This window comes from Variovorax brevis, assembly GCF_030317105.1.
GTDB classification, from domain to species: domain Bacteria; phylum Pseudomonadota; class Gammaproteobacteria; order Burkholderiales; family Burkholderiaceae_C; genus Variovorax; species Variovorax brevis.
On record NZ_JASZYG010000009.1, the window covers coordinates 32,083 to 55,400 of the forward strand.

At 66.5% G+C, this 23,318-nt stretch carries 19 protein-coding genes; 13 read left to right on the forward strand and 6 right to left on the reverse strand.

Annotation, left to right across the window (positions count from 1 at the left end; translation table 11 throughout):
- Positions 1–341: 341 nt before the first annotated feature.
- The 9 genes from QTI66_RS26025 (at position 342) to pdeM (ending at position 12,930) form a co-directional block, all read left to right on the forward strand.
- Positions 342–1,511 carry an ROK family protein gene (locus QTI66_RS26025; protein ID WP_286563212.1) on the forward strand — a complete coding sequence of 390 codons (1,170 nt, stop codon included), beginning with the start codon at positions 342–344 and terminating at the stop codon, positions 1,509–1,511.
- Positions 1,508–3,001, forward strand: coding sequence for a sugar ABC transporter ATP-binding protein (locus tag QTI66_RS26030; protein WP_286563003.1), 1,494 nt, complete (start codon positions 1,508–1,510; stop codon positions 2,999–3,001). The genes QTI66_RS26025 and QTI66_RS26030 overlap by 4 nt, the downstream gene beginning before the upstream one ends.
- A gap of 160 nt (positions 3,002–3,161) precedes the next feature.
- A complete protein-coding gene (locus QTI66_RS26035; protein WP_286563004.1) occupies positions 3,162–4,172 on the forward strand; it encodes an ABC transporter permease in 1,011 nt (336 codons plus the stop codon).
- A 158-nt stretch (positions 4,173–4,330) separates the two neighbouring features.
- A complete protein-coding gene (locus tag QTI66_RS26040) occupies positions 4,331–5,293 on the forward strand; it encodes a substrate-binding domain-containing protein (protein ID WP_286563005.1) in 963 nt (320 codons plus the stop codon).
- 147 nt (positions 5,294–5,440) lie between these two features.
- Positions 5,441–6,613, forward strand: coding sequence for a Gfo/Idh/MocA family protein (locus QTI66_RS26045; RefSeq protein WP_286563006.1), 1,173 nt, complete (start codon positions 5,441–5,443; stop codon positions 6,611–6,613).
- Positions 6,614–6,831: 218 nt separating this feature from the next.
- Positions 6,832–7,896, forward strand: a complete 1,065-nt coding sequence (locus tag QTI66_RS26050) for a ligase-associated DNA damage response exonuclease (RefSeq protein ID WP_286563007.1) — start codon at positions 6,832–6,834, stop codon at positions 7,894–7,896.
- Complete coding sequence (locus QTI66_RS26055; protein ID WP_286563008.1) at positions 7,896–9,581, forward strand: ATP-dependent DNA ligase; 1,686 nt, start codon at positions 7,896–7,898, stop codon at positions 9,579–9,581. Before QTI66_RS26050 ends, QTI66_RS26055 begins: the two co-directional genes overlap by 1 nt.
- Complete coding sequence (locus QTI66_RS26060; RefSeq protein ID WP_444815050.1) at positions 9,553–12,213, forward strand: ligase-associated DNA damage response DEXH box helicase; 2,661 nt, start codon at positions 9,553–9,555, stop codon at positions 12,211–12,213. The genes QTI66_RS26055 and QTI66_RS26060 overlap by 29 nt, the downstream gene beginning before the upstream one ends.
- A 27-nt stretch (positions 12,214–12,240) precedes the next feature.
- On the forward strand, positions 12,241–12,930 hold the full coding sequence (gene pdeM, locus QTI66_RS26065) for a ligase-associated DNA damage response endonuclease PdeM (protein ID WP_286563010.1): 690 nt from the start codon (positions 12,241–12,243) through the stop codon (positions 12,928–12,930).
- 1 nt (position 12,931) lies between these two features.
- Here the strand turns inward: pdeM and QTI66_RS26070 are convergent, their stop codons facing one another.
- From QTI66_RS26070 to QTI66_RS26080, 3 genes are read right to left on the reverse strand one after another with little or no spacing between them, the layout of a single operon-like run.
- Positions 12,932–13,450 carry a TPM domain-containing protein gene (locus QTI66_RS26070; protein ID WP_286563011.1) on the reverse strand — a complete coding sequence of 173 codons (519 nt, stop codon included), beginning with the start codon at positions 13,448–13,450 and terminating at the stop codon, positions 12,932–12,934.
- An 8-nt stretch (positions 13,451–13,458) separates the two neighbouring features.
- Positions 13,459–14,436, reverse strand: a complete 978-nt coding sequence (locus tag QTI66_RS26075; RefSeq protein ID WP_286563013.1) for a TPM domain-containing protein — start codon at positions 14,434–14,436, stop codon at positions 13,459–13,461.
- Positions 14,437–14,452: 16 nt separating this feature from the next.
- The gene (locus QTI66_RS26080; protein WP_286563016.1) at positions 14,453–15,049 is read right to left on the reverse strand and encodes a LemA family protein; all 597 of its coding nucleotides are present in this window, start codon (positions 15,047–15,049) and stop codon (positions 14,453–14,455) included.
- Positions 15,050–15,098: 49 nt separating this feature from the next.
- Here QTI66_RS26080 and QTI66_RS26085 point away from each other — a divergent pair, with 49 nt between their 5' ends.
- From QTI66_RS26085 to QTI66_RS26100, 4 genes are read left to right on the forward strand one after another with little or no spacing between them, the layout of a single operon-like run.
- Positions 15,099–15,842 carry a hypothetical protein gene (locus QTI66_RS26085; RefSeq protein WP_286563017.1) on the forward strand — a complete coding sequence of 248 codons (744 nt, stop codon included), beginning with the start codon at positions 15,099–15,101 and terminating at the stop codon, positions 15,840–15,842.
- 45 nt (positions 15,843–15,887) lie between these two features.
- The gene (locus tag QTI66_RS26090; protein WP_286563018.1) at positions 15,888–16,337 is read left to right on the forward strand and encodes a YybH family protein; all 450 of its coding nucleotides are present in this window, start codon (positions 15,888–15,890) and stop codon (positions 16,335–16,337) included.
- An 11-nt stretch (positions 16,338–16,348) separates the two neighbouring features.
- Positions 16,349–17,329, forward strand: a complete 981-nt coding sequence (locus tag QTI66_RS26095; protein ID WP_286563020.1) for a YheT family hydrolase — start codon at positions 16,349–16,351, stop codon at positions 17,327–17,329.
- 26 nt (positions 17,330–17,355) lie between these two features.
- Positions 17,356–17,898 carry a DUF2946 family protein gene (locus QTI66_RS26100; protein WP_286563021.1) on the forward strand — a complete coding sequence of 181 codons (543 nt, stop codon included), beginning with the start codon at positions 17,356–17,358 and terminating at the stop codon, positions 17,896–17,898.
- A 77-nt stretch (positions 17,899–17,975) separates the two neighbouring features.
- Here QTI66_RS26100 and QTI66_RS26105 read toward each other — a convergent pair whose 3' ends face one another.
- The 3 genes from QTI66_RS26105 to QTI66_RS26115 all read right to left on the reverse strand — a co-directional run bounded on the left by QTI66_RS26105 (position 17,976) and on the right by QTI66_RS26115 (position 23,317).
- Complete coding sequence (locus QTI66_RS26105) at positions 17,976–18,620, reverse strand: c-type cytochrome (RefSeq protein ID WP_286563022.1); 645 nt, start codon at positions 18,618–18,620, stop codon at positions 17,976–17,978.
- Between the two features lie 112 nt (positions 18,621–18,732).
- On the reverse strand, positions 18,733–20,151 hold the full coding sequence (locus QTI66_RS26110; protein ID WP_286563024.1) for an efflux transporter outer membrane subunit: 1,419 nt from the start codon (positions 20,149–20,151) through the stop codon (positions 18,733–18,735).
- A gap of 1 nt (position 20,152) precedes the next feature.
- Complete coding sequence (locus tag QTI66_RS26115; RefSeq protein ID WP_286563025.1) at positions 20,153–23,317, reverse strand: efflux RND transporter permease subunit; 3,165 nt, start codon at positions 23,315–23,317, stop codon at positions 20,153–20,155.
- Between the last annotated feature and the right edge of the window lies 1 nt (position 23,318).

Below are 23,318 nucleotides of genomic sequence, written 5' to 3' on the forward strand. Positions count from 1 at the left end.
CGCACCGAACAAAGCCGCCTCCGGGCGGCTTTTCTTTTTCTCTTTCGCTTCTCCATGGCATCGCGCTCTTCTTCCGGGAAGACGGGAAAAGTGTCACCCATGTCCTCGCACACGTGTCACCCATGTCTTCGCACAGGTGTCACCCATGTCTTCGCACACCCGACGGACATTGCCTGATCCCAAATCAACTTCGGCTTGAAAATAACCATAGTTGAGTCTTGTTTGGCTGAAGGACTGTCTCTAGTATTCGTGGCCGCCAGGTTCCGACGGAACTTGGCCTTCCAACAAGAATGACCGGAGACAAGCGCTTGGACCGTTGGGGCCGCCTCACCGCCGATGAGATGCAGTTGCTCGAGACCACTTTCTGGTCCGCTGGCGGCTCGCGGCATGGCATGGCGCAGCAGCTTGGTTTTTCCAAGAGCAAGGCGAACATGCTGATTGCCGGCTTGGTCGAGCAGGGATTGCTCGCCGAGTCGGGATTGCAGGCTTCCTCCGGCGGTCGCCGTCCGGAAAATCTCCAGCTCCATGAAGCCCTCGGCGTCCTCGTTGGCGTCGACATTGGCGCCACGAGCCTCGACGTGGCCGTTCTCAAGCCGGACCTGAGCGTGATCGCACAGCACGGCGAACCGGCCGACGTGCGCCAGGGCCCCGGCGTGGTGCTGGCGCGCGTGCGGGTGCTCATGCGCGAACTGCTGGCGCAAGGCGGCTTCGCGGCCCGCGACGTGATGGGCATTGGCATCGGCGTTCCCGGTCCCGTCAACTTCGCGATCGGGCAACTCGTCAATCCACCGCTCATGCCGGCATGGGACAGCTTCTCGATCCGCGACTACCTGCGCGAGGAATACGCCGCGCCGGTGTTCGTCGACAACGACGTGAACCTCATGGCGCTGGGTGAACTGTGGCGCTTGCGCCGCTCGCTCAGCAACTTCCTCGTCATCAAGGTGGGCACGGGCATCGGCTGCGGCATAGTGTGCCACGGGGAGGTGTACCGCGGCGCTGCAGGCTCGGCCGGCGACGTGGGCCACATCTGCGTCGACCAGGAAGGCCCGCGCTGCCATTGCGGCAACCTGGGCTGCGTCGAGGCGATGGCGGCGGGTCCGGCCATCACGCGCATGGCCGTGGAAGCCGCCAATGCGGGCGAGAGCGCGGCGCTGGCCGAATGCCTGCGCCGCAAGGGCCGCATCGACGCCATGGACGTCGGCGAGGCGAGCCGTGCCGGCGACGCTGCGGCCAACGGCATCATCCAGCGCGCCGGCAACCTCATCGGGCAGATGCTCGCGTCGGTCGTCAATTTCTTCAATCCGTCGCACGTGTTCATCGGCGGCGGCATCACGCGCATCGGGCCGCTCTTTCTTGCTGCGGTGCGCCAGAGCGTCTACCAGCGCTCGCTGGCGCTGTCGACGCGGCACCTGGAGATCCAGTACACGCCACTGGGCACGCAGGGCGGGGTCATCGGGGCTGGCGTGCTGGCGCTGCATGAAACGCTCAAGGTCCGGGGAGTTGCGCCATGACCAAAAAGCAGGTGGCGGTCGAGTTCGTCGACGTCTACAAATCCTTCGGCCCCGTCGAGGTGCTCCATGGCGTGAGCTTCTCGCTGGAGCCGGGCCGCGTATACGGCCTGCTCGGCGAGAACGGCGCGGGCAAGTCCACGATGATGAAGATCCTCGCGGGCTACGAGCAAGCCACCGCCGGCAGCGTGCGCGTCAATGGCGAGGCGCAACACTTCGCGAACTCGCGTGCGGCCGAGGCGCTGGGCATCGTGCTGATCCACCAGGAGTTCAACCTGGCGGAAGACTTGAGCGTGGCGCAGAACATCTTCCTGGGCCACGAGAAGAAAAAAGGCCTTTGGCTGGACGACACGGCAATGGAGCGCGAATCGGCCGCCGCGTTGGCCCAGGTCGGCCTTCAAGTCGATCCGCGCACCAAGGTGCGCCGCCTCATCGTCGCCGAGAAGCAGTTGGTGGAAATTGCCAAGGCCATCGCACGCCACGCGCGCTTGCTGATCATGGACGAGCCCACCGCGACGCTCACGCCCGGCGAGACCGAGCGCCTGTTCAAGCTCATTGCGCAACTGCGCGAAGACGGCGTGACCATCGTCTACATCTCGCACAAGCTCGACGAGGTGGAGCGCATCACCGACGACGTGATCGTGATGCGCGACGGCCGCTTCGTGACGCGCGCGCCGACCTCCGAACTCACGCGCCACCAGATGGCGAACCTGATGGTGGGCCGCGAACTGTCCGACCTGTATCCGCCGCGCGACCCCGTCGTGTCGGGCGGTGCGTCGGCGATGCAGGTCCGCAATTTCAATGTTCCCGGCTGGGCGCAAGATGCGAGCTTCGAAGTGCATCCCGGCGAGATCCTCGGCTTTGCCGGGCTGGTGGGCGCAGGGCGCACCGAGTTGTTCGAGGGGCTGATGGGTCTGCGGCCGGCCAGCGGCGACGTCGAGATGCTGGGCGAGCGCGTGCACCTGCGCAATCCGCGCGATGCGGCGAAGCACGGCTTCACCTACCTGAGCGAAGACCGCAAGGGCAAGGGCCTGCACGTCAACTTCGGCCTGCGCGAGAACCTCACGCTGATGGCGCTGGAGCGCTACGCGCAACCGTGGCTCAAGCCCGACGCCGAGCGCGCCGCGCTGGGCGAGGCGGTGAAGGACTACGGCATCCGCACCGGCTCGCTCGACGTGAAGGCCTCGTCGCTCTCGGGCGGCAACCAGCAAAAACTGGCGCTGGCCAAGGTGCTGCAGCCCAAGCCGAAGATCGTGGTGCTCGACGAGCCCACGCGCGGCGTCGACGTGGGCGCCAAGCGCGACATCTATTTTTTGATCCAGCGACTGGCCCGCGAAGGCCTCGCCGTGATCGTCGTCTCGTCGGAGTTGATGGAACTGATTGGCCTGTGCCACCGCGTCGCGGTGATGCGTGCAGGACGGATCGTTGCAACGCTCGATGCGACGCATTTGACAGAAGAGGAGCTCATCGCTCATGCCACCGGAACGCACTAGGCCCACCCCCGTTGCTTGCTCACTTCGTGTAGCCTCCTCCCCCCTTCAGGGGGCAACACCAGCGGCCCGGCGAAGCCGGTTCCGCGGTGTTCCGCGAACGGGCACCGCTTCGCTTGCCGGCTTGCGTTGGCCACTTTCTGCAGACTGAGGCACGGGACGTATGGCAACCCAACAAGAATCCGAAGGCGCGGCGCACCGCGCCGAAGCCAAGCCCCGCTGGACCGAGCATCTGCGCGGCATCGGGCCGGTCATCGGCCTGGTGCTGCTGTGCATCGCCGGCACGGCGCTCAACAGCGATTTCGCCACGCCCGACAACGTGATGAACGTGCTCACGCGCACGGCCTTCATCGGCATCATCGCGGTGGGCATGTGCTTCGTGATCATCTCGGGTGGCATCGACTTGTCGGTGGGCTCGATGGCGGCGCTCATCGCGGGCAGCGTGATCATGTTCATCAACTGGGCCGGGCCGGCGACGGGCTCGCCGTTGATGGCGGTGGTGCTGGGGGCGGGGCTCGCCGTCGTGCTGGGCGCGATGTTCGGGTTGGCGCACGGGTTGCTCATCACCAAGGGGCGCATCGAGCCCTTCATCGTGACGCTGGGCACGCTGGGGATCTTCCGCGCGTACCTCACGTACTTCGCGGACGGTGGCGCGCTCACGCTCGACAACGACTTGTCGGACCTGTACGCGCCGGTGTACTACGCGAGCCTCGCGGGCATCCCGATTCCGGTGTGGGTGTTCGTGATCGTCGCGGTGATCGGCGGGCTGATCCTGAATCGCACCGCGTATGGACGCTACGTGCAGGCGATCGGCTCCAATGAACAGGTCGCGCGCTATGCGGCCGTCGACGTCGACCGCGTGAAGATCCTGACTTACGTGCTGCTCGGCGTGTGCGTCGGCATTGCGACCTTGCTGTACGTGCCGCGCCTCGGCTCCGCATCGCCCACGACGGGCCTGCTGTGGGAGCTCGAAGCCATCGCCGCCGTGATCGTCGGCGGCACCGCATTGAAGGGCGGCGCGGGCAGCATCACTGGCACGGTGATCGGCGCAATCCTGCTCTCGGTCATCAGCAACATCCTGAACCTCACCAGCATCATCAGCGTGTACCTCAACGCAGCGGTGCAGGGTTTCGTGATCATCATCGTCGCGTTCTTGCAGCGTGGAAGGAGATGACTCGCCCCCAGGCTCCGCGCACTTCGTGTCGCTCCTCCAACCCCCTGCCGGGGGCAACGCCAGCGGCCCGGCAAAGCCGGTTCCGCGGCGTTTCACGAAGGAATCAGTTCAGTGTTTCGTTCCCGTCGTTTTCATCCACCCATAGGAGACATCTCGCAATGACAACTTTCACTCGTCGAATCGCACTCACGGCCGTGGCGGCCGCAGCGCTGGCCAGCGTGCCCGCACTGGCCCAGGAAAAGGTCAACCTTGGCGTGTCGATTCCCGCTGCTACGCACTCCTTCATGGGTGGCATCAACTACTGGGCCAACCAGGCGAAGAAGGACCTGGAAAAGCAGCACAAGGACCTGAAGATCACGATCAAGACAGCAGCCAATGCGCCCGAGCAGGCGAACCAGCTGCAAGACTTGTCGACGGTCACCAAGATCAACGCACTCGTCGTGTTCCCGTTTGAATCGGCCGCGCTGACCAAGCCGGTCGCACAAGTGAAAGCCAAGGGCGCCTACGTGACCGTGGTCGACCGCGGCCTGACCGACACCAGCGCGCAAGACGCTTACGTCGCTGGCGACAACACGGCCTTCGGCAAGATCCCGGCCGAATACATCGTCAAGCAACTGGGCGGCAAGGGCAACGTCGTCGCGCTGCGCGGCATCGCGACCACGCTGGACAACGAGCGCATGGACGCCTTCAACGCAGTCCTCAAGGGCAGCCCCGACGTGAAGCTGCTCGACGCCAAGTACGCCAACTGGAACCGCGACGACGCCTTCAAGGTCACGCAGGACTACCTGACCCGCTTCAAGAACATCGACGCGATCTGGGCCGCTGACGACGACATGGCCGTGGGCGTGCTTAAGGCCATCGAGCAGGCCAAGCGCGACGACATCAAGATCATCTTCGGTGGCGCCGGTGCCAAGGGCATGGTCAAGACGATCATGGACGGCAAGGACAAGCGCATCACCGCCGACGTGAGCTACTCGCCCAAGTTCATCTACGACGCGATCAAGCTGACGGCGGAAGCGCGTTTGAAGGGCGAGAAGCTGCCAGCAACGACGATCATCCCGTCGGTGCTGATCACGAAGGACAACGCCAAGGACTTCTACCACCCGGACAGCCCGTTCTGAGGATTCTTCGGACATTACTCCCTCTCCCTCCGGGAGAGGGCTGGGGTGAGGGCTCCGGACCTTTGAAAACGTGGGGCGATGGATACGCCCGTGCCCTCACCCTGACCCTTTCCCGGAGGGAGAGGGAATAAACCAATGGGCCACTCCATGAGCACTTCAACTTCCCGGCGCAAGCTGCGCTACGCCATGGTCGGCGGCGGGCGCGATGCCTTCATCGGCGCCGTGCACCGCCATGCCATCGCGCTGGACGGCCAAGCCGAACTGGTGGCCGGCGCGCTGTCCTCCACGCCCGACAAGGCACGCGCCTCGGGCCGTGATCTCTTCCTGGCCGACGACCGCAACCATGGCGACTGGCAATCATTGCTCGCCAACGAGCTGAAACGCCCGGCCGACCAGCGCATCGACTTCGTCTCGATCGTCACACCCAACCACGTGCACCACCCCGTGGCGCAGGCCTTCGTCGACGCCGGCTTCCACGTCGTGTGCGACAAGCCGCTCGTTCACACCTCGGCCCAAGCCGATGCGCTCGTGGCCGCCGTGCAAAAGCGTGGCACCGTCTTCGGCGTCACCTACAACTACACCGGCTACCCGATGGTGCGGCAAGCCCGCGCCATGGTCGCTGCCGGTGAACTCGGCGAGATCCGCAAGGTCGTCGTCGAATACAACCAGGGCTGGCTTTCGACGCACCTCGAAGGCAGCGGCAACAAGCAGGCCGACTGGCGCACCGACCCCGCGCGCAGCGGCGCAGCCGGCGCAATCGGCGACATCGGCTCGCACGCCGAGAATCTCGTGGCGACGGTGACGGGCCTCGACATCGAGAGCCTGTGCGCCGACCTCAGCAGCCTCGTGCCGGGCCGCGCGCTCGACGACGACGGCAGCCTGCTCTTGCGCTTCAAGGGCGGCGCACGCGGCGTGCTGATCGCCTCGCAGATCAACACCGGACTGGAGAACGACCTGCGCCTGCGCGCGTCGGGCACGCTCGGCACGCTCGAATGGCGCCAGGAGCAACCGAGCCAGCTCGTGCACCTGCCGCATGACGGGCCCAAGCGCATCCTCACGCGCGGTTCGCCCTGGCTGCATCCCTCGGCGCAGCGCGCGAGCCGCATTCCGGCCGGGCATCCTGAAGGTTTCATCGAGGCCTTTGCGAATGTGTACGGCGGTGTGATGGCGGACATCCGCGCCCGCATCGACGGCGTCGAAGCCGATCCGCTGGCGGCTGACTACCCGCGTGTTGAAGACGGCGCGCGCGGTGTGCGCTTCATCGAGCGCACCGTCGCATCGTCTTCCAGCGATGCCAAGTGGACGCGCTTCCAGGACTGACATAAGCGCAGGCGCGCCCTCGCGAGGATTGATTCGCAGGCCTGGCCCGCGCACATCAACAGCGAACCCTGTGTGAAGGTGACGCAGAAGCAGAAGCAGAAGCAGAAGCAGAAGCAGAAGCAGAAGCAGAAGCAGAAGCAGAAGTAGGCGCGAGCCGACAGCCCCACGCGGCGGCGCGGCCGGGCACGGATCCCAAGGCTGGCCTAGGATGACCCTTCATGGCCGCCCTCCCGTCCCCCGTCAGCTACGCCTCGCGCCCCGACGATCTGGTGGTCGCGAGGCCGGAGGGCCTGTACTGCCCGCCGGGCGATTTCTTCATCGACGCCTGGCGCCCGGTCGAACGCTCCGTCATCACCCACGCCCATTCCGACCACGCGCGCATCGGCCACGCCCACTACCTCGCGCACGATGACAGCGCCGGCATCCTTCGCGCCCGCCTCGCCGCCGACATCCCATTGCAAACCCAGCCCTACGGTGAAGTCACCGAACACAAGGGCGTGAAGATCTCATTGCACCCGGCAGGCCACGTGCTCGGCTCTTCGCAAGTCCGACTGGAGCACGACGGCCGCGTGTGGGTCGCGTCGGGCGACTACAAGACCGAGGCCGACGGCACCTGCACGCCCTTCGAGCCTGTGCCGTGCGATGTCTTCATCACCGAATCGACCTTTGGCCTGCCGATCTACCGCTGGCCCACGCAGCCGGTGCTGTTCTCCGAGATCAACGACTGGTGGCGGCAGAACGCGGAAGAAGGGCGCGCCTCGGTGCTGCTGTGCTATGCCTTCGGCAAGGCCCAGCGCATCCTGCACGGCGTGGACCCCGGCATCGGGCCGATCGTCGTGCACGGTGCGGTCGAGCCACTCAACGCGGTGTATCGCGAAGCCGGCGTGGCACTGCCACCGACGCTGCGCGTGACCGACAACGGTGTCGACGCCGCCCTGTTGCGCCGCGCACTGGTGCTCGCGCCGCCCTCAGCCCACGGCACGCCGTGGATGCGCCGATTCGGCAACTACTCCGACGCCTTCGCCAGCGGCTGGATGCAACTGCGTGGTGCACGTCGGCGCCGCGGTGTCGATCGCGGCTTCGTCATGTCCGACCATGCGGACTGGCCGGGCTTGCTCAGCGCCATCTCGGGCACGGGCGCGCAGCGCGTGTTCGTCACCCATGGCAGCGTCGCGGTGCTCGTTCGCTGGCTCACCGAAAACGGCCTAGATGCGCAAGGCTTCAAGACGGAATACGGCGCGCAGGACGACGATCCGCCACCGGCCGAATCAGCGACCGCCTGATGAAGGACTTCGCCGCGCTCTACCGCATGCTGGACGCGACCACGTCCAGCCTCGCCAAGCAGGCAGCCTTGCAGCGATACCTGAAAGACGCGCCGCCCCAAGACGCCGCATGGGCGGTCTACTTCCTCGCCGGCGGCAAGCCGCGCCAGATCGTGCCGGTGAAGCTGCTGCGCCTATTGGCCCAGGAAGCCGCGGGCCTGCCCGAATGGCTCTTCGACGAAAGCTACGAAGCCGTCGGCGACCTGGCGGAGACCATCGCACTGCTCCTGCCGCCGCCCACGGACGCGCATGACCTCGGGCTTGCCCACTGGGTCGAGCAACACCTGCTGCCGCTGCGCAAGGTACCGCCCACCGAACTCGCGGACCGGCTGCGTGCGCAGTGGCGCCAACTTGCACCCGATGAGCGGCTCGTGTACTTCAAGCTCATCACCGGTGCCTTTCGCGTGGGCGTGTCGAAGCTGCAGGTGACGCAGGCGCTGGCGGCCGTGAGCGGTGTCGATGCCAAGCGCATTGCGCAGCGATTGATGGGGTATACGCACATCAGTGCCTTGCCCTCCATCGAGGCCTATCACGCGCTCATCGTGCCGCCGACCGAAGGCGTTCATGAAATCGGCACCGGTGGCCAACCGTACCCGTTCTTCTTGGCGCATCCCTTCAACCTGCCGCTGGAGTCCTTCAACGCCACGCTGGGCGCGCCCCGCGACTGGATTGTCGAATGGAAGTGGGACGGCATCCGCGCGCAACTGGTGAAGCGCGGTGGGCAAGCCTGGCTGTGGTCGCGCGGCGAAGAACTGGTGACCGAGCGCTTTCCGGAGTTGGCGCAGATGGGCGATGCGCTGCCCGACGGCACCGTGCTCGATGGCGAGATCGTGGTGTGGCGCGACGACCGGGTGCAACCCTTCGCGGACTTGCAAAAGCGCATCGGCCGCAAGACCATTGGCGCCAAGCTATTGCGCGAGATTCCCGTGGTGCTCCTTGTCTACGACATCCTCGAATGGGAAGGGCGCGACCTGCGCGCCACGCCGCAGCACGAACGGCGCGTGCTGCTCGACGACGTGGTGACGCAGCTTCAACACCCTGCACTCATCGCCAGCCTCATGCTCGCCGGTGAGGATTGGGCCGACCTGGCGCGCCAGCGCGAAGCCGCACGCGCGATGGGCGTGGAAGGTTTCATGCTCAAGCGCCGCGACGCGCACTACGGCGTGGGCCGCACCAAGGATGTGGGCGTGTGGTGGAAGTGGAAGATCGATCCGCTCAGCGTCGACGCGGTGCTCATCTACGCGCAGCGCGGACACGGGCGCCGTGCGAGCCTTTACAGCGACTACACGTTCGCGGTGTGGGACGCTGCGCCTGGCACGCCCGAGCGCAAGCTGGTGCCATTCGCCAAGGCCTATTCCGGATTGACGGATGCGGAGATGGCGCGTGTCGATGCGTTGATCCGCAAGACCACGATCGAGAGCTTCGGGCCGGTGCGCAGTGTGCAGCCGACCATGGTGTTTGAACTCGGCTTCGAAGGCATTGCGCGCAGCACACGCCACAAGAGCGGCATCGCCGTGCGCTTTCCGCGCATGCTGCGCTGGCGCGAGGACAAGCCGGTGGAAGAGGCGGATACCCTCGATACGCTGGCTGCCCTGCTCCCTCCCCTTCCGGGGGAGGGTGGGGGTGGGGGCACTGGGCGTGTCTAGCGTCGCGGTGCCCCCATCCCAACCTTCCCCCGAAAGGGGAAGGAGCAACACCGTTCAGCGGCGGGATCTTGTCGAGTGGTTTGCCAAGCGCGGCTGGAAGCCCTTCAAGTTTCAGCGCGAGGTTTGGAAATCCATCTCGTTAGGCCGATCGGGATTGCTCCATGCCACCACAGGCGCCGGCAAGACTTATGCGGTCTGGCTTGGCGCACTCCTGGCATTCACCCAGACCGAGAGAAGCAGACGCCCATCCAACGCCACAGAAAAAGACACCGCACCCGCACTCACCGTCCTCTGGCTCACCCCCATGCGCGCACTCGCCGCCGACACACTGCGCGCCTTGCAGCAACCCCTGGAAGACCTCTCGCCCACATGGAGCGCAGGTGCACGCAGCGGCGACACCAGCGCGGCCGAGCGCAGCGCGCAATCAAAGCGCCTTCCCACTGCACTCGTGACCACGCCCGAAAGCCTCTCGCTGATGCTCGCGCGCGCCGATGCGAAGGACGTACTGGGCAAGGTGCGCATGGTCGTCGTGGACGAATGGCACGAACTGCTGGGCAACAAGCGCGGTGTGCAGATCCAGTTGGCGCTCGCGAGGCTCAAGCGCTGGAACCCCGATCTCATCGTGTGGGGCATGTCGGCCACGCTCGGCAATCTGAACGAGGCCATGCGCGCGCTGCTCGGCCACGACGAAGGCACGCTGGTGCAAGGAGAAGTGCCCAAGGCGCTCATCGTCGATTCGCTCCTGCCCGGCCGCGCGGAACGCTTCCCGTGGGGCGGCCATCTGGGGCTCACGATGCTGCCGCAGGTCATCGACGAAATCGCGGCGAGCACGACCACGCTCGTCTTCACCAACACGCGCTCGCAGGCCGAGATCTGGTACCAGGCCATGTTGCAGGCGCGCCCCGATTGGGCCGGCGAGATCGCGCTGCACCACGGCTCGCTCGATCGCGAAGTGCGTGAATGGGTCGAACTGGCGCTCAAGAACGGCACGTTGCGCGCGGTCGTGTGCACGTCGAGCCTGGACCTGGGCGTGGACTTCTTGCCCGTGGAGCGCGTGCTGCAGATCGGCTCGGCCAAGGGCATCGCGCGCCTGCTCCAGCGCGCGGGTCGTTCGGGCCACGCGCCGGGACGGCCCTCGCGCATCACGCTGGTGCCCACGCACAGCATCGAGATCGTCGAAGGCGCAGCCGCCCGTGCTGCCATCGCGGCCGGGCGGATCGAGGCGCGGCAGTCGCCCCACGAGCCGCTCGATGTGCTGGTGCAGCACCTGGTCACCATCGCGCTGGGCGGCGGCTTCGTGCCCGACGATCTGTACGACGAAGTGCGCACCACCACCGCTTATGCGGACTTGGCGCGCGAGACATGGCAATGGTGCCTGTCCTTCGTGACGCAGGGTGGGCCTTCGCTGGCGGCCTATCCGGACTACCGGCGTGCCGTGCCCGATGCGGAGGGTGTCTGGCGCGTGCCGGACGCGCGGCTGGCGCGGCGCCATCGCATGAACATCGGCACCATCGTGAGCGACGCGAGCATGTCGGTGCAATACGTGAGCGGCTCGCGCATCGGCAGCGTGGAAGAAAGCTTCGTCGCGCGGCTCAAGCCGGGCGACTGCTTCCTGTTCGGCGGACGCCTGCTGGAACTGGTGCGCATCCACGACATGACGGCGTGGGTTCGACGCGCGAGCGGCAAGCGGCCGGCGGTGCCGCGTTGGGGTGGCGGACGCATGCCCTTCACCAGCACGCTGGCCGATGCCGTCGTGCAGCAGTTTGCGCTCGCCGCCCAGGGGCGCTACGACACGCCCGAACTGCAATGCGTGCGCCCGCTGCTTGAAATCCAGCAGCAATGGTCGGCATTGCCGACCCCGCAAAAGCTGCTGGCCGAAGTGCTCAAGACGCGCGAAGGCTCGCACCTCTTCGTCTATCCCTTTGCCGGCCGTCCCGTGCATCTGGGCATCGCGAACCTGCTCGCGTGGCGTATCGCGCAGCATGAACCGCGCACCTTCTCGATTGCCTTCAACGACTATGGATTCGAACTGCTCAGCGCCATCGACGTGGACTGGTCAGAGCTTCTGCCCAGGGTGCTGAAGGCCGGGCACGACAGCGAAGCGCAAGCGGCGATGGCCGGTGCCGATGCGCAAGAGGGCGAGCGCGTGGCCCTGTTGCACGAAGTGCTCGCCAGCCTCAACGCCAGCGAACTCACACGCCGGCGCTTTCGGGAGATCGCGCGTGTGTCGGGCCTCATCTTCCAGGGCTATCCGGGCGAGAAGCGCAGCAACAAGCAATTGCAGGCGTCGTCCTCGCTGTTCTACGAAGTGTTCCGGAAGTACGACCCGGCAAATCGTCTGCTCGCGCAGGCCGAACAGGAACTGCTCGCGCAGGAACTGGAAATCGGACGCCTGCGCGCGAGCCTTGCGCGCATGAACACGCAAGAACTGGTCATCCAGCCCATCGCGCGGCCGACGCCTTTTTCCTTTCCGCTCATGGTCGAGCTCTTCCGCGAGAAGCTGTCCAACGAAAGCGTGGCCGACCGCATCGCGCGCATGGTGGCGCAACTGGAGAAAGCGGCCGGTGGCAGCGTGGCCGTCGGCGATGTGAGTCAGGTGAGGGCGGCGCTGACATTCGGTGCGCAGAACTGAACGTTGGCTTGAAAGTAGACTGCCATCGTGTCCACGACGACGTCTTCACGCGCCCCCGTCTGCGAAGTGGATTGGGCGGGCGAGCGCCTGCATCTGCTGCCCCAGCGCGCCCTCTGGTGGCCGGCTGCGCGCACGCTGTTCATCGCCGATCTGCATCTTGGCAAGGCCGCGACCTTTCGCGCGCTGGGCCAGCCGGTGCCCGGCGGCACGACGCTCGAAAACCTGGCGCGGCTCGACGGCCTGATCCTGGGTCAAGGTGCCGAGGCGGTGGTCTTTCTCGGCGACTTCCTGCATGCCGCGCAAGCCCGCACGCCGAGCTTGCTCGCAGCGCTCGATGCGTGGCGCGCCCGCCATGCCGCGATGGCTTTCACGCTCGTGCGCGGCAACCACGACAGCCGCGCAGGCGATCCACCGGCATCGTTGCGCATCGCGATCGTCGATGAGCCGCATCTCATGGGCCCCTTTGCGTGTTGCCATCACCCCCAGCAGCATCCCACGCACTTCGTGCTGGCCGGTCACATGCACCCGGCGTGCTCACTGCATGGCAAGGGGCGCGACAGTGTTCGCCTGCCGTGCTTCGTGCACGAAGGCCAGCAGGCGATCCTGCCCGCCTTCGGCGAGTTCACGGGAGGCTGGCATGTGCAGGCGGCGCCGGGGCGGCGCTTCTACGGCGTGGGTGGCGATGCGGTGTGGGCCTTGCCGCCGCGTCCCGACTGATTCAGATGACGACCGGCGCGTCGGGCAACTCGTTGCTGTCCGACTTGCCTTCCACCAGCGGAAAGTGCTCGACCAGCAACGCGGACACTTCTTCGAGCGCTTGCGTCAATCCGTCTTCGAAGCGCCCTTCGCGAAAGGCCGCGCTCATGCGTTGCGCCATGGCGGCCCATTGCGCGTCGCTCACCTTCGAGTCGATGCCGCGGTCGGCCACGATCTCGATGGCATGCTCGGCCAGCAGCAGGTAGATGAGCACGCCGTTGTTGTCTTCGGTGTCCCACACGCGGAGCTTGCCGAACATCGCGATGGCACGTTCGCGCGGCCTGGCGTCGCGCCACAGGTAGGAGGAGGGCATGCCCGCCTCCACGCAGATGCGGATCTCGCCGGTGTGACGCCGCTCGCTGGCGCTCACCCGCCGCGTGAGTCGTTCGAGCAGGTCCGCGGGCAGCGCGCGCTTCACCTGCACCTCATCGATCCAGCGATGCCGCCAGACGCGCCCGAGCTTGGCCCAAAGCGTGGTCATGGCGTCACCTACCAGTCCCCGGAGGCGCCGCCGCCACCGAAGTCACCACCGCCGCCGGAACTGAAGCCACCGCCGCCCCCACCGCCAAAGCCTCCACCAAACCCACCGCCGCCACGACCACCGCCCAAGCCGCCGAGACCGCCCAATCCACCGCCGAGGGCACCCCCCAATCCACCGCCGCGGCGACCCAGCGACGGCCCCCCGCCAAACGCGCTCGACAACACGGTGAACAGCAAGGCCACGACGGCCGCCACGACCGCCAGCACCACGCTCGTCGTCACCACGAAGGCGATCAGCCCCGCGCCCGCGCCCGTCACCACAGGCCCGAGCTTGTTGCCAAAGATCCCGCGCGCGATGCGGCCCACCACCAGCACACCGAAGAACATGAAGATGCCGAGCGTGGTCCAGTCGAATCCCTCATCCGCAGCCTGGCGGCCGCCGCCCTTGTCGCGCTCCACCTCGGGCAACGCCTCGCCGGTGATGCGCGCGATGAGCTGGTCTGCCGCGGCGTTCAGGCCACCCGCAAAGTCGTTCTGCTGAAAGCGCGGCTTCATCGCGGTGTCGATGATGCGTCCGGCCGCGATGTCGGGAATGGCGCCTTCCAGCGTCTTGGCGACCTCGATGCGCATCTTGCGGTCGTCCTTGGCCACGATGACGACCACGCCGTCGCCCACGTCCTTGCGGCCGATCTTCCAGGCGTTGGCCACGCGATTGGCGTAGCTCGCGATGTCCTCGGGTTGCGTGGTCTTGACCATCAGCACCACGAGCTGCGAGCCCTTCATCATCTCCAGCCCGGCCAGCTTGTTTTCAAGCGCCTGCCGTTGCTGGATGTCGAGCGTGTTGGTCTGGTCGATCACATGGCCGGTGAGCGGCGGCACCGGCAGCAGGTCTTGCGCCTGTGCCAACCCCAGGCCGAGCGCCAGCGCAAGCAGCGCGGCCATCTGCACGATGGCCGCGAGCGCATGCCGGATGCGAGCCAGGGCCATGTTGCCGCGCGCGCCGCTACGGCTTCTTCGGTGCGCCGAAATCAACGGTGGGCGGCGTGGAGATCTGCGCTTCGTTCTGCACGCTGAAGTTGGGCTTCGGCGGGTACTTGAAGATCATGGCCGTCAGGTTGGTCGGAAAGCTGCGCGACAGCACGTTGTAGTCCTGCACGGTCTTGATGTAGCGGTTGCGTGCCACGGTGATGCGGTTCTCGGTGCCTTCCAGCGTCACGCGCAGGTCGCGAAAGGCCTGGTTGGCCTGCAGTTCGGGATACTTTTCCGCGACCACCATCAGGCGCGACAACGCACCCGACAACTCGCCCTGTGCCTGCTGGAATTTGTTGAATGCCTCGGGGTTGTTCAGCGTCTCGGGCGTCACCTGGATGGACGTGGCCTTGGCGCGCGCCTCGATCACCTTGGTGAGCGTCTCCTGCTCGAAGTTCGCCTGGCCCTTGACCGTGGCCACGATGTTGGGCACGAGGTCGGCACGCCGCTGGTACTGGTTCAACACCTCGCTCCATGCCGATTTGCTCGCCTCGTCCAGGCTCTGGAATTCGTTGTAGCCGCAGCCCGTCAAAGACAGGGCCAGCATCAGGGTCAAGAGCCAGCGTTTCATGTTCGTGTTCCTCCGAGCGAAAGAAGGGCGGACGGTAGCATAGAACCCCATGGCGATCGACCCTCTTCAGGCTTTGCAGGCTGCGCATCGTCCAGTGCAGCGACCCGCTGCGCTCGGCACACTTCTGATCGCCGGGGCCACCGGTGCACTGGGCAACGAGTTGGTGCGGCGCCTTGCCGGCACGCACCGCCATGCCCACACCCGCGTGCTGGCGCGTGAGCCCGTCAAGGATGGGCTGCGCGGCGTCGAGACCTTGCTGGTGCAAGGCCCCATGCACGGCTGGCCGCGCGTGCAGGCCGACGTGGCGCTGGTGAGCTTCGATCCGCCGCGGCTGTACCACGACCGCGAGCGCGCGCTGTGGACACCGCAACCCGAAGAGCTTCCTGCGCTGGCGCAATGGTTGCACGCCTGCGGCGTGCGCACGCTGGCCATCGTGCAGCCACATGAACAAGGCCGCATGCCCGAGGCACTCAAGCGAGGCTTGGCGAGCATGGACGAACACGCGGTCGCGGCGCTGGGCTTCGATCGGCTGCTGTTCGTGCGTTCAGCCCGCAAGCCAGCCGCGGCCCGCTTCGCCAATCCCGCGGAGCGCCTCGCGGCGTGGATGCTGTCGATTTCCCGCTACATGGTTCCCAGCAGCGAGCAGCCCGTGCGCGCCAGCAAGGTCGCCGAATTCGTCGACGTGGCGCTGCGGCTGGCCCCGCCCGGCGTTCACGTCGCGGCGCCGGAAGTGGTGTGGCAGGCGGCGCAGGGCGAATTGGATCGGGTCGTTCGTGGCTGGCTGGGCGCATGAAAGTGACGCCGGGGACAAGCGTCCACAGTCAGGCAAAATCAGCCCATGCCCAAGACCCGACTTCACGCCGCCGCTTCCGGCGGTACTGCCGATGACGTGGAGGCCGCGTTCTACGAAGCCCTCCAGCAGGGCGACATCGAGGCCCTGATGGCTTGCTGGGGCGACGACGACGACGTGTTTTGCGTGCACCCCGGCGGTCCGCGCCTGGTGGGCACCGGCGCCATTCGCGCGGCCTTCGAGCAGATGTTCGGCAACGGCGTGATCCACGCCACGCCCGCGCGCGTGCGCAAGATCGAGGCGCTGGGCAGCTCCGTGCACAACGTGCTCGAGCGCATCGAAGTCCTCACGGCCGAAGGCCCCAAGCACGCCTTCGTGCTGGCGACCAACGTGTATCACAAGACGGCCCAGGGTTGGCGCATGGTGGCGCACCACGCCAGCCCCGGCACCGTACAGGAACCCGACGACGGCCACGTCGTGCCGCAAGTCCTGCACTGAGCAGATTGAAGATGGATTACGTTGCACCGCACTGGTTGCCAGGCGGCAACCTGCAGACCATTTGGCCGGCGCTCTATTCGCGGCGGCGCGAAGGCCCCGTGCCCCAATACCGGCGTGAACGCTGGAACACGCCCGACGGTGATTTCATCGACGTCGATTTTCTCGATGCGCCCGGTGCGCAGCGCAAGCCGGTGCTGGTGCTGTTCCACGGCCTCGAAGGCTCGTCGCGCAGCCACTATGCCGAGGCCTTTGCCGACTTCGCCGCATCGCGCGGCATGGACTTCGCGGTGCCCCACTTCCGGGGCTGCAGCGGCGAGTTGAACCTGGCGCCGCGCGCCTACCACTCGGGCGATTTCGAGGAAATCGGCTGGATCCTGTCGCAGATGCGCACGCGCCGCGATGCGGCCGGTGGCGGCCCCATGCTGGTGGTGGGCGTCTCGCTCGGCGGCAACGCCTTGATGCGCTGGGCGGAGGAAGCGGGCAGCGAAGCGTCGCGCATCGCCAGCGCGGTCGCCTCGGTGTGTGCACCGCTCGATCTGGCGGCGGGTGGCGCAGCCATCGGCAAGGGATTCAACCGGCTGGTCTACACGCGCATGTTCCTTCAGAGCATGAAGCCCAAAGCGCTGAAGAAGCTCGAGCAGCACCCGGGCCTGTTCGACCGCGGGGCGCTGCTGGCTTCGCGCGACCTCTACACCTTCGACAACATCTTCACCGCGCCGTTGCACGGTTTTCGCGATACGGAAGACTACTGGCGCCGCGGCTCTGCCAAGCCGCAACTGGGCGACATCCAGATTCCCGCGCTCGTGGTCAACGCCTTGAACGACCCCTTCGTGCCAGCCGCGAGCCTTCCGCGGCCCGGTGAGGTCGGCCGTCACGTCACGCTCTGGCAACCCGCGCACGGCGGCCATGTCGGCTTTCCGCGCGGCGCGCCGCCCGGCCACGTGCGTGAAATGCCGGAACGCGTCGGTGGGTGGCTGGCGCAGCACCTCTGAAGCGCCGGGGCGCGCACAATGCTTCTATGGATGACATCGTCAAGCAGGCACTTGCCAAATGGCCCAACGTGCCGCACTGCTACGGCTGGCTCGGCCTCGATGCGCGCGGCAACTGGTACCTGCGCGACGATCCCACGCAGGCTGCGGGGTCCTTTGCCGTGGCCAGGGGCTCGATGCTGCAGCACGAGAAGCTGATCGACTTCATCCACCGAAACTACGAGCACGACGCCCAAGGGCAATGGTTCTTCCAGAACGGGCCGCAGCGCGTGTATGTAGAGCTCGAATCCACGCCGTGGATCTGGCGCATTGCCGAAGACTTCAGCGTCAACGCGCACACCGGGGCGGTGGTCGAGCCTTCGGCCTGCCTGGTGGATGAGTCAGGTCGCGTGTACCTCGTCACGCAACTGGGCGTCGGCCTGGTGCACACGCTGGATGTGGCGTCTGCGGCAGACGCCATCGAGCAGGGGCGGTGGACGCCGGAAAGCGTCCGCGCCGATGACTTGCCGAAGCGCTTTGACTTCGTTGCCAGCCCGGCGGCCCTGCATTCGTCGGGTCACGCCGCAAGCTGAGCGGGCAAAAAAAAGCCGGCACTGGCGGCCGGCGATTTTCGGGGAGAAGACGCCTTCGCGCCCTCTCTTGCTGGTAGTTACTTGCTCGCGCTCTGCGGGGCCGCAGCCGCAGCTGGCGCCGCCGCAGCAGCAGGGGCAGCAGCCGCAGGCGCTGCCGCATCCGCAGCAGGCGCCGCACCCGGACGTTCAGGCACCGGGAACTTGCCCCCCGCCGCATTCGCCATGTAGACCACCGCGCGACCGATTTCCAGGTCGTCGAAATCACCGCCGCCTTGCGGAGGCATGGCGTTGTGACCCTTCAGCGCGTGCTGCAGCAAGGTGTCATAGCCTTGTCCGATACGCGGACCCCACGCGGCGGCATCGCCGAGGTGCGGGGCGCCGGGGATGCCGGGCGGGTTGTGGCAGGTGGCGCATTGCGCCTTGAACACGGCGTCGCCAGCGGTGAGCGGACGATTGGCGTCACGGATTTCGATCGTGCCGACGCGCTTGAGGCGCTCGGCCATTTCACGGTCGCGCGCTTCTTGCGAGACGCCGTAAAGGCTCATGCTGTCCCCCGTTGCCGCGCCCGACGGCTGGTAGGCCGAGACCACGAATGCGACGAGCCCGAAGATGATCAGGATGGGGACGACAAAAGAGAAAAATACCGCCAGCAGCAATTGCTTTGGGTTCTTGATGGGCCCGGTGTGGGCGTCTTCTGTTTCCTGGTGCTGCGCGTCGCTCATGGAGTCCTCAGTTATCGGGGGCTTCTTCGGGGGGACCTGAAATCAACCGGAGATTATAGGAGAGGGTATTTGCGCCTCCGGCGCGCAACCCGCCCCCCATCGCACAAGAAAATCAGCGGCTCGCCCAGCCACCGCCCAGCGTCTTGTAGAGCACCACCTGGTTTTGCAGCTGGGCCAGGCGGGTTTGCGTGGCCGCCAGTTGCGCCGCGAAGAGCGAGCGTTGCGCGTCCTGCAGGTCCAGCGCGTTGGCCACGCCGTTGCGATAGCGCAGCAAAGACAGCTTGAATCGCACCTCTTCCGCGTTGGCTTGCGCCCGCAACGCACGCAACTGCTCACCCAGCGTCGCACGGCCGGCCAAGGCGTCCGCCACCTCGCGAAACGCCGACTGGATCGACCTTTCGTACTGCGCCACGGCGATGTCGCGCCCGGCCGTGACCGAGTCGAGAGTCGCCTGGTTGCGGCCGGCATCGAAGATCGGCAGCACCAGCGAGGGCGCAAAAGACCAGGCCTTGGTGCCGCTGTCGAACAGGTTCGACAGCTCGTTGCTCGCCGTGCCGATCGACGCCGTGAGCGTGATGCGCGGGAAGAAGTTTGCCCGCGCCGCACCAATGTTGGCATTGGCCGCGATGAGCTGCTGTTCTGCCGCGCGGATGTCCGGGCGCTGGTTGAGCAGGTCGGCCGGCAGACCTGCCGGCACGTCCGCCATCGCCCCCACGGCATCGAGTGCACCGATGCCGCCCTTGACGGAGTCGGGCGGCACCGGCGCGCCGAGCAGCAGCGCGAGCGCGTTTTCGTCCTGCGCACGGTTGCGCAGTTGCTGCGCCAGCGTGGCGCGGGCGCCCTCGGTGAGCGATTCGGCCAGCCGCAGGTCGATTTCAGAGATCACGCCGCTGTCAAAGCGCATGTGGCTCAGGCGCAGGCCTTCTTCGCGCGTGGCGAGGGTCTGGCGCGTGATCTCGGTCTGTTCGTCGTCGGCGATGACAGTGAGCCACCCCGTCGCGACCGCGCCGATCAGGCTGACCTGCACCGCCTTGCGCGACTCTTCGCTGGCCAGGTATTGCGCCAGCGCCGCATCCTTCAGGCTCGCGATGCGGCCGAAGAAGTCCAGCTCCCACGCGGTGACGCCCAGGTTGACGGAATACTGCTCCAGCACGCTGCCGCCCAGGCCCAGCGCCTGGTACGGATTGGGGCTCGAACGCGAACCGTTGGCGTTGAGGTTGACGGCCGGAAACTGCGCCGACCGCGTGATGCGGAACTGCGCGCGCGCCTGCTCGATGTTGAGCACCGACACGCGCAGGTCGCGGTTGTTCGCCAGCGCCGTCTGGATCAGGCCCGTCAGTCGCGGGTCGGTGAAGTAGTCCTGCCAGGCGATGTCAGCCGTCAGTGGCTGGCCGACGATCTGCGCCGGGTTGTCCGGAAAGAACTGCGGCACCGGCGCCACTGGGCGCTCGTAGGTCGGCGCGAGCGAGCAGCCGGCAAGGACCAGCGCCGCGGCAGCCGCCGCCAGGGTTTTGATTGCGCGCGTCTTCATCTCAGCTGCGACCTTCTTCAACAGTCTCGATACCGGCAGCCTGCGCGTGACGCAGATCCGCCTCGTGCTGGCGCTTGCTGCCCTTGAACAGCGAACGCACGACCACGAAGAACACCGGAACAAAAAACACCGCAAGCGTCGTACCGGTCACCATGCCGCCCAGCACGCCCGTGCCGATGGCGCGTTGGCTCGCCGAGCCCGCGCCCGTGGCCAGCACCAGCGGCAACACACCCAGCCCGAAGGCCAGCGAGGTCATCACGATGGGCCGGAACCGCAAGTGCGCCGCGGCCAGCGCCGACTCGACCACGCCCTTGCCGGACGCCTGCAAGTCCTTCGCGAACTCGATGATCAGGATCGCGTTCTTCGCCGACAAGCCGATGATGGTGATCAGCCCCACCTGGAAGTACACGTCGTTCGAGTAAGACCGCAGCAGCGTCGCCAGCAACACGCCCAGCACGCCGAGCGGCACCACCAGGATCACCGACAGCGGAATGGTCCAGCTCTCATACAGCGCGGCCAGGCACAGGAACACCGCCAGGATCGAGAAGCCGTACAGGATGATGGCCTGCGCGCCCGCGAGCTTTTCTTCGCGCGACTGGCCGGTCCATTCGTAGCCGAAGCCGGCCGGCAGTTGCGCCGCGAGCTTTTCCATCTCGGCCATCGCCGCGCCCGAGCTGTAGCCCGGTGCGGCCGAGCCCGAGATGCGCACGGCCGGATAGCCGTTGTAGCGCACCGTCTGCTGCGCACCCGTGATCCAGCGCGTCGTCGCGAAGGTCGAGAGCGGCACCGGCTGGCCCTGCGCATTGCTCGCGTTGAGCTTGAGCAGATCTTCCGGCTGCATCCGCGCCGGCGCGTCGGCCTGCACCACCACGCGCTGCAAGCGGCCGCGGTTCGGGAAGTCGTTGATGTAGCTCGAACCCAGCGCGGTCGACAGCGCCGTGTTGATCGACTCGAAGCTCACGCCCAGCGCATTCGCCTTGTCGCGGTCGATGTCGATCTGAAGCTGCGGCGCGTCTTCAAGCCCGTCGGGTCGAACCTGCGTCAGCAGCTTGCTCTGGCTCGCCATGCCCAGCAACTGGTTGCGTGCGTTCATGAGCGCGTCGTGGCCTGCGCCGCCGCGGTCTTGCAGGCGGAAGGTGAAGCCGCTGGCCGTGCCCAGTTCGGGAATGGGCGGCGGCGACAGCGGGTAGATGAACGCATCGCGCACACCCAGCAGCGCGCCGAAGGCCCGGCCAGCGAGCGCCTCTGCCGAATGCTGCGGGTCGTGGCGTTCCTTCCAGTCCTTCAGCGTCACGAAGGCCAGGCCCGCGTTCTGCCCCTGGCCCGAAAAGCTGAAGCCCATCACGCCCACCATGCTCTGCACTTCGGGCTGCTTCAGGATGAAGTCTTCCACCTGCTTCATCACCGTGACGGTGCGTTCCTGCGTCGCACCCGGCGGCAGCTGTACGTTGACGATGATGTTGCCCTGGTCTTCCTGCGGCAGGAACGAGGTCGGCAGGCTGCGGAACACGAACACCACCGCGCCAATGATGGCCACGTAGATGATCAGGTAGCGCGCCGCCCGCTTGAGCATGCGCGCAACCCAGCCTTCATAGCCCTTGGCGGTGCGCGCGAAGCTGCGGTTGAACCAGCCGAAAAAGCCGCGCTTTTCGTGATGCTCGGGGTCCACGGGCTTGAGCAGCGTGGCGCACAGCGCCGGCGTGAGCGACAGCGCCATGAAGGCCGAGAAGGCAATCGATGCCACCATCACCGCCGAGAACTGCCGGTAGATGTTGCCGGTCGAGCCCGCAAAGAAGGCCAGCGGCACGAACACCGAAATGAGCACCACCGTCACGCCGATGATGGCGCCGGAGATCTGCTTCATCGCCTTGCGCGTGGCTTCGAGCGGCGGCAGGTGTTCCTCCGCCATGATGCGCTCGACGTTCTCCACCACCACGATGGCGTCGTCCACCACGATGCCGATCACCAGCACCATGCCGAACATGGTCAGCACGTTGATCGAGAAGCCCAGCGCCAGCAACACCGCAAAGGTGCCCAGCAGCGCGATCGGCACCACGATGGTCGGGATGATCGTGTAGCGCCAGTTCTGCAGGAAAAGGAACATCACCACGAACACCAGCGCCACGGCTTCCAGCAGCGTCTTGACCACTTCGGTGATCGAGATGCTGACGAAGCGCGAGCTGTCGTACGGAATGGTCCACTTCACGCCTTCGGGGAAGAACTTGGCCAGCTCCGTCATCTTGTCGCGGATGGCCTTGGCCGAAGCCAGTGCGTTGCCGCTCGGTGCGAGCTGAACGCCGATGCCGACGGCAGGCTGGCCGTTCAGGCGCGCCGACGTCGAGTAGGCCTGGCCGCCCAGTTCGATGCGCGCCACGTCCTTGAGCCGCACCGACGAACCGTCGGTGTTCGCGCGCAACACGATGTTGCCGAACTGCTCCACATTGGACAGCTGCCCGTTGACCACCACCGTGGCCGCGATGCTCTGGCCGGTGATGTTGGGCAGGTCGCCGATCGAGCCCGAGGACACCTGCGCGTTCTGCGCGCGGATGGCCGCGTTCACGTCGCCGGTCGAGAGGTTGTAGCCGTGCAGTCGGGCCGGGTCGATCCACACGCGCATCGCGCGCTCGGAGCCGAAGAGCTGCGCCTGGCCGATGCCGGGCACGCGCTGCAGTTCAGGCACCACGTTGCGCGCGGCGTAGTCGCCCAGCGCGATGGTGTCGATGGCCGGGTTGTCCGAAGACAGCATCGTGAACAGCAGGAAGTTGCTGCGCGACTTGTCCACGCGCACGCCCTGCTGCGTCACCGCCGCGGGCAGGCGCGGCGAGGCGCGCGACAGGCGGTTCTGCACGTCCACCTGCGCCAGGTCGGGGTTGGTGCCGGTCTGGAAGGTGATCGTGATGGTGCCGGTGCCGTCAGCTTGCGCGACCGATTCCATGTAGATCAGGCCCGGCGAGCCGTTCATTTCCCGCTCGATGACGGACAGCACGCTGTCCTCCAGCGTCTGGGCGGAAGCACCAGGGTAGGCGGCGGTAACGACGATGGCGGGCGGCGCCACCGGCGGGTATTGCGAGATCGGCAACTGGGTGATCGCCACGCTGCCCATCACGATGATGAACAGCGCGATCACCCACGCAAAGATCGGGCGCTCGATAAAAAACTTGGCCATG

Excerpts from the sequence above, each read along its gene's own strand:
- QTI66_RS26025 (WP_286563212.1), top strand. The coding sequence starts at position 342 with ATGCAGTTGCTCGAGACCACTTTCTGGTCCGCTGGCGGCTCGCGGCAT.
- QTI66_RS26030 (WP_286563003.1), top strand. The coding sequence starts at position 1,508 with ATGACCAAAAAGCAGGTGGCGGTCGAGTTCGTCGACGTCTACAAATCC.
- QTI66_RS26035 (WP_286563004.1), top strand. The coding sequence starts at position 3,162 with ATGGCAACCCAACAAGAATCCGAAGGCGCGGCGCACCGCGCCGAAGCC.
- QTI66_RS26040 (WP_286563005.1), top strand. The coding sequence starts at position 4,331 with ATGACAACTTTCACTCGTCGAATCGCACTCACGGCCGTGGCGGCCGCA.
- QTI66_RS26045 (WP_286563006.1), top strand. The coding sequence starts at position 5,441 with ATGAGCACTTCAACTTCCCGGCGCAAGCTGCGCTACGCCATGGTCGGC.
- QTI66_RS26050 (WP_286563007.1), top strand. The coding sequence starts at position 6,832 with ATGGCCGCCCTCCCGTCCCCCGTCAGCTACGCCTCGCGCCCCGACGAT.
- QTI66_RS26055 (WP_286563008.1), top strand. The coding sequence starts at position 7,896 with ATGAAGGACTTCGCCGCGCTCTACCGCATGCTGGACGCGACCACGTCC.
- QTI66_RS26070 (WP_286563011.1), bottom strand. The coding sequence starts at position 13,450 with ATGACCACGCTTTGGGCCAAGCTCGGGCGCGTCTGGCGGCATCGCTGG.
- QTI66_RS26075 (WP_286563013.1), bottom strand. The coding sequence starts at position 14,436 with ATGGCCCTGGCTCGCATCCGGCATGCGCTCGCGGCCATCGTGCAGATG.
- QTI66_RS26080 (WP_286563016.1), bottom strand. The coding sequence starts at position 15,049 with ATGAAACGCTGGCTCTTGACCCTGATGCTGGCCCTGTCTTTGACGGGC.
- QTI66_RS26085 (WP_286563017.1), top strand. The coding sequence starts at position 15,099 with ATGGCGATCGACCCTCTTCAGGCTTTGCAGGCTGCGCATCGTCCAGTG.
- QTI66_RS26090 (WP_286563018.1), top strand. The coding sequence starts at position 15,888 with ATGCCCAAGACCCGACTTCACGCCGCCGCTTCCGGCGGTACTGCCGAT.
- QTI66_RS26095 (WP_286563020.1), top strand. The coding sequence starts at position 16,349 with ATGGATTACGTTGCACCGCACTGGTTGCCAGGCGGCAACCTGCAGACC.
- QTI66_RS26100 (WP_286563021.1), top strand. The coding sequence starts at position 17,356 with ATGGATGACATCGTCAAGCAGGCACTTGCCAAATGGCCCAACGTGCCG.
- QTI66_RS26105 (WP_286563022.1), bottom strand. The coding sequence starts at position 18,620 with ATGAGCGACGCGCAGCACCAGGAAACAGAAGACGCCCACACCGGGCCC.
- QTI66_RS26110 (WP_286563024.1), bottom strand. The coding sequence starts at position 20,151 with ATGAAGACGCGCGCAATCAAAACCCTGGCGGCGGCTGCCGCGGCGCTG.
- QTI66_RS26115 (WP_286563025.1), bottom strand. The coding sequence starts at position 23,317 with ATGGCCAAGTTTTTTATCGAGCGCCCGATCTTTGCGTGGGTGATCGCG.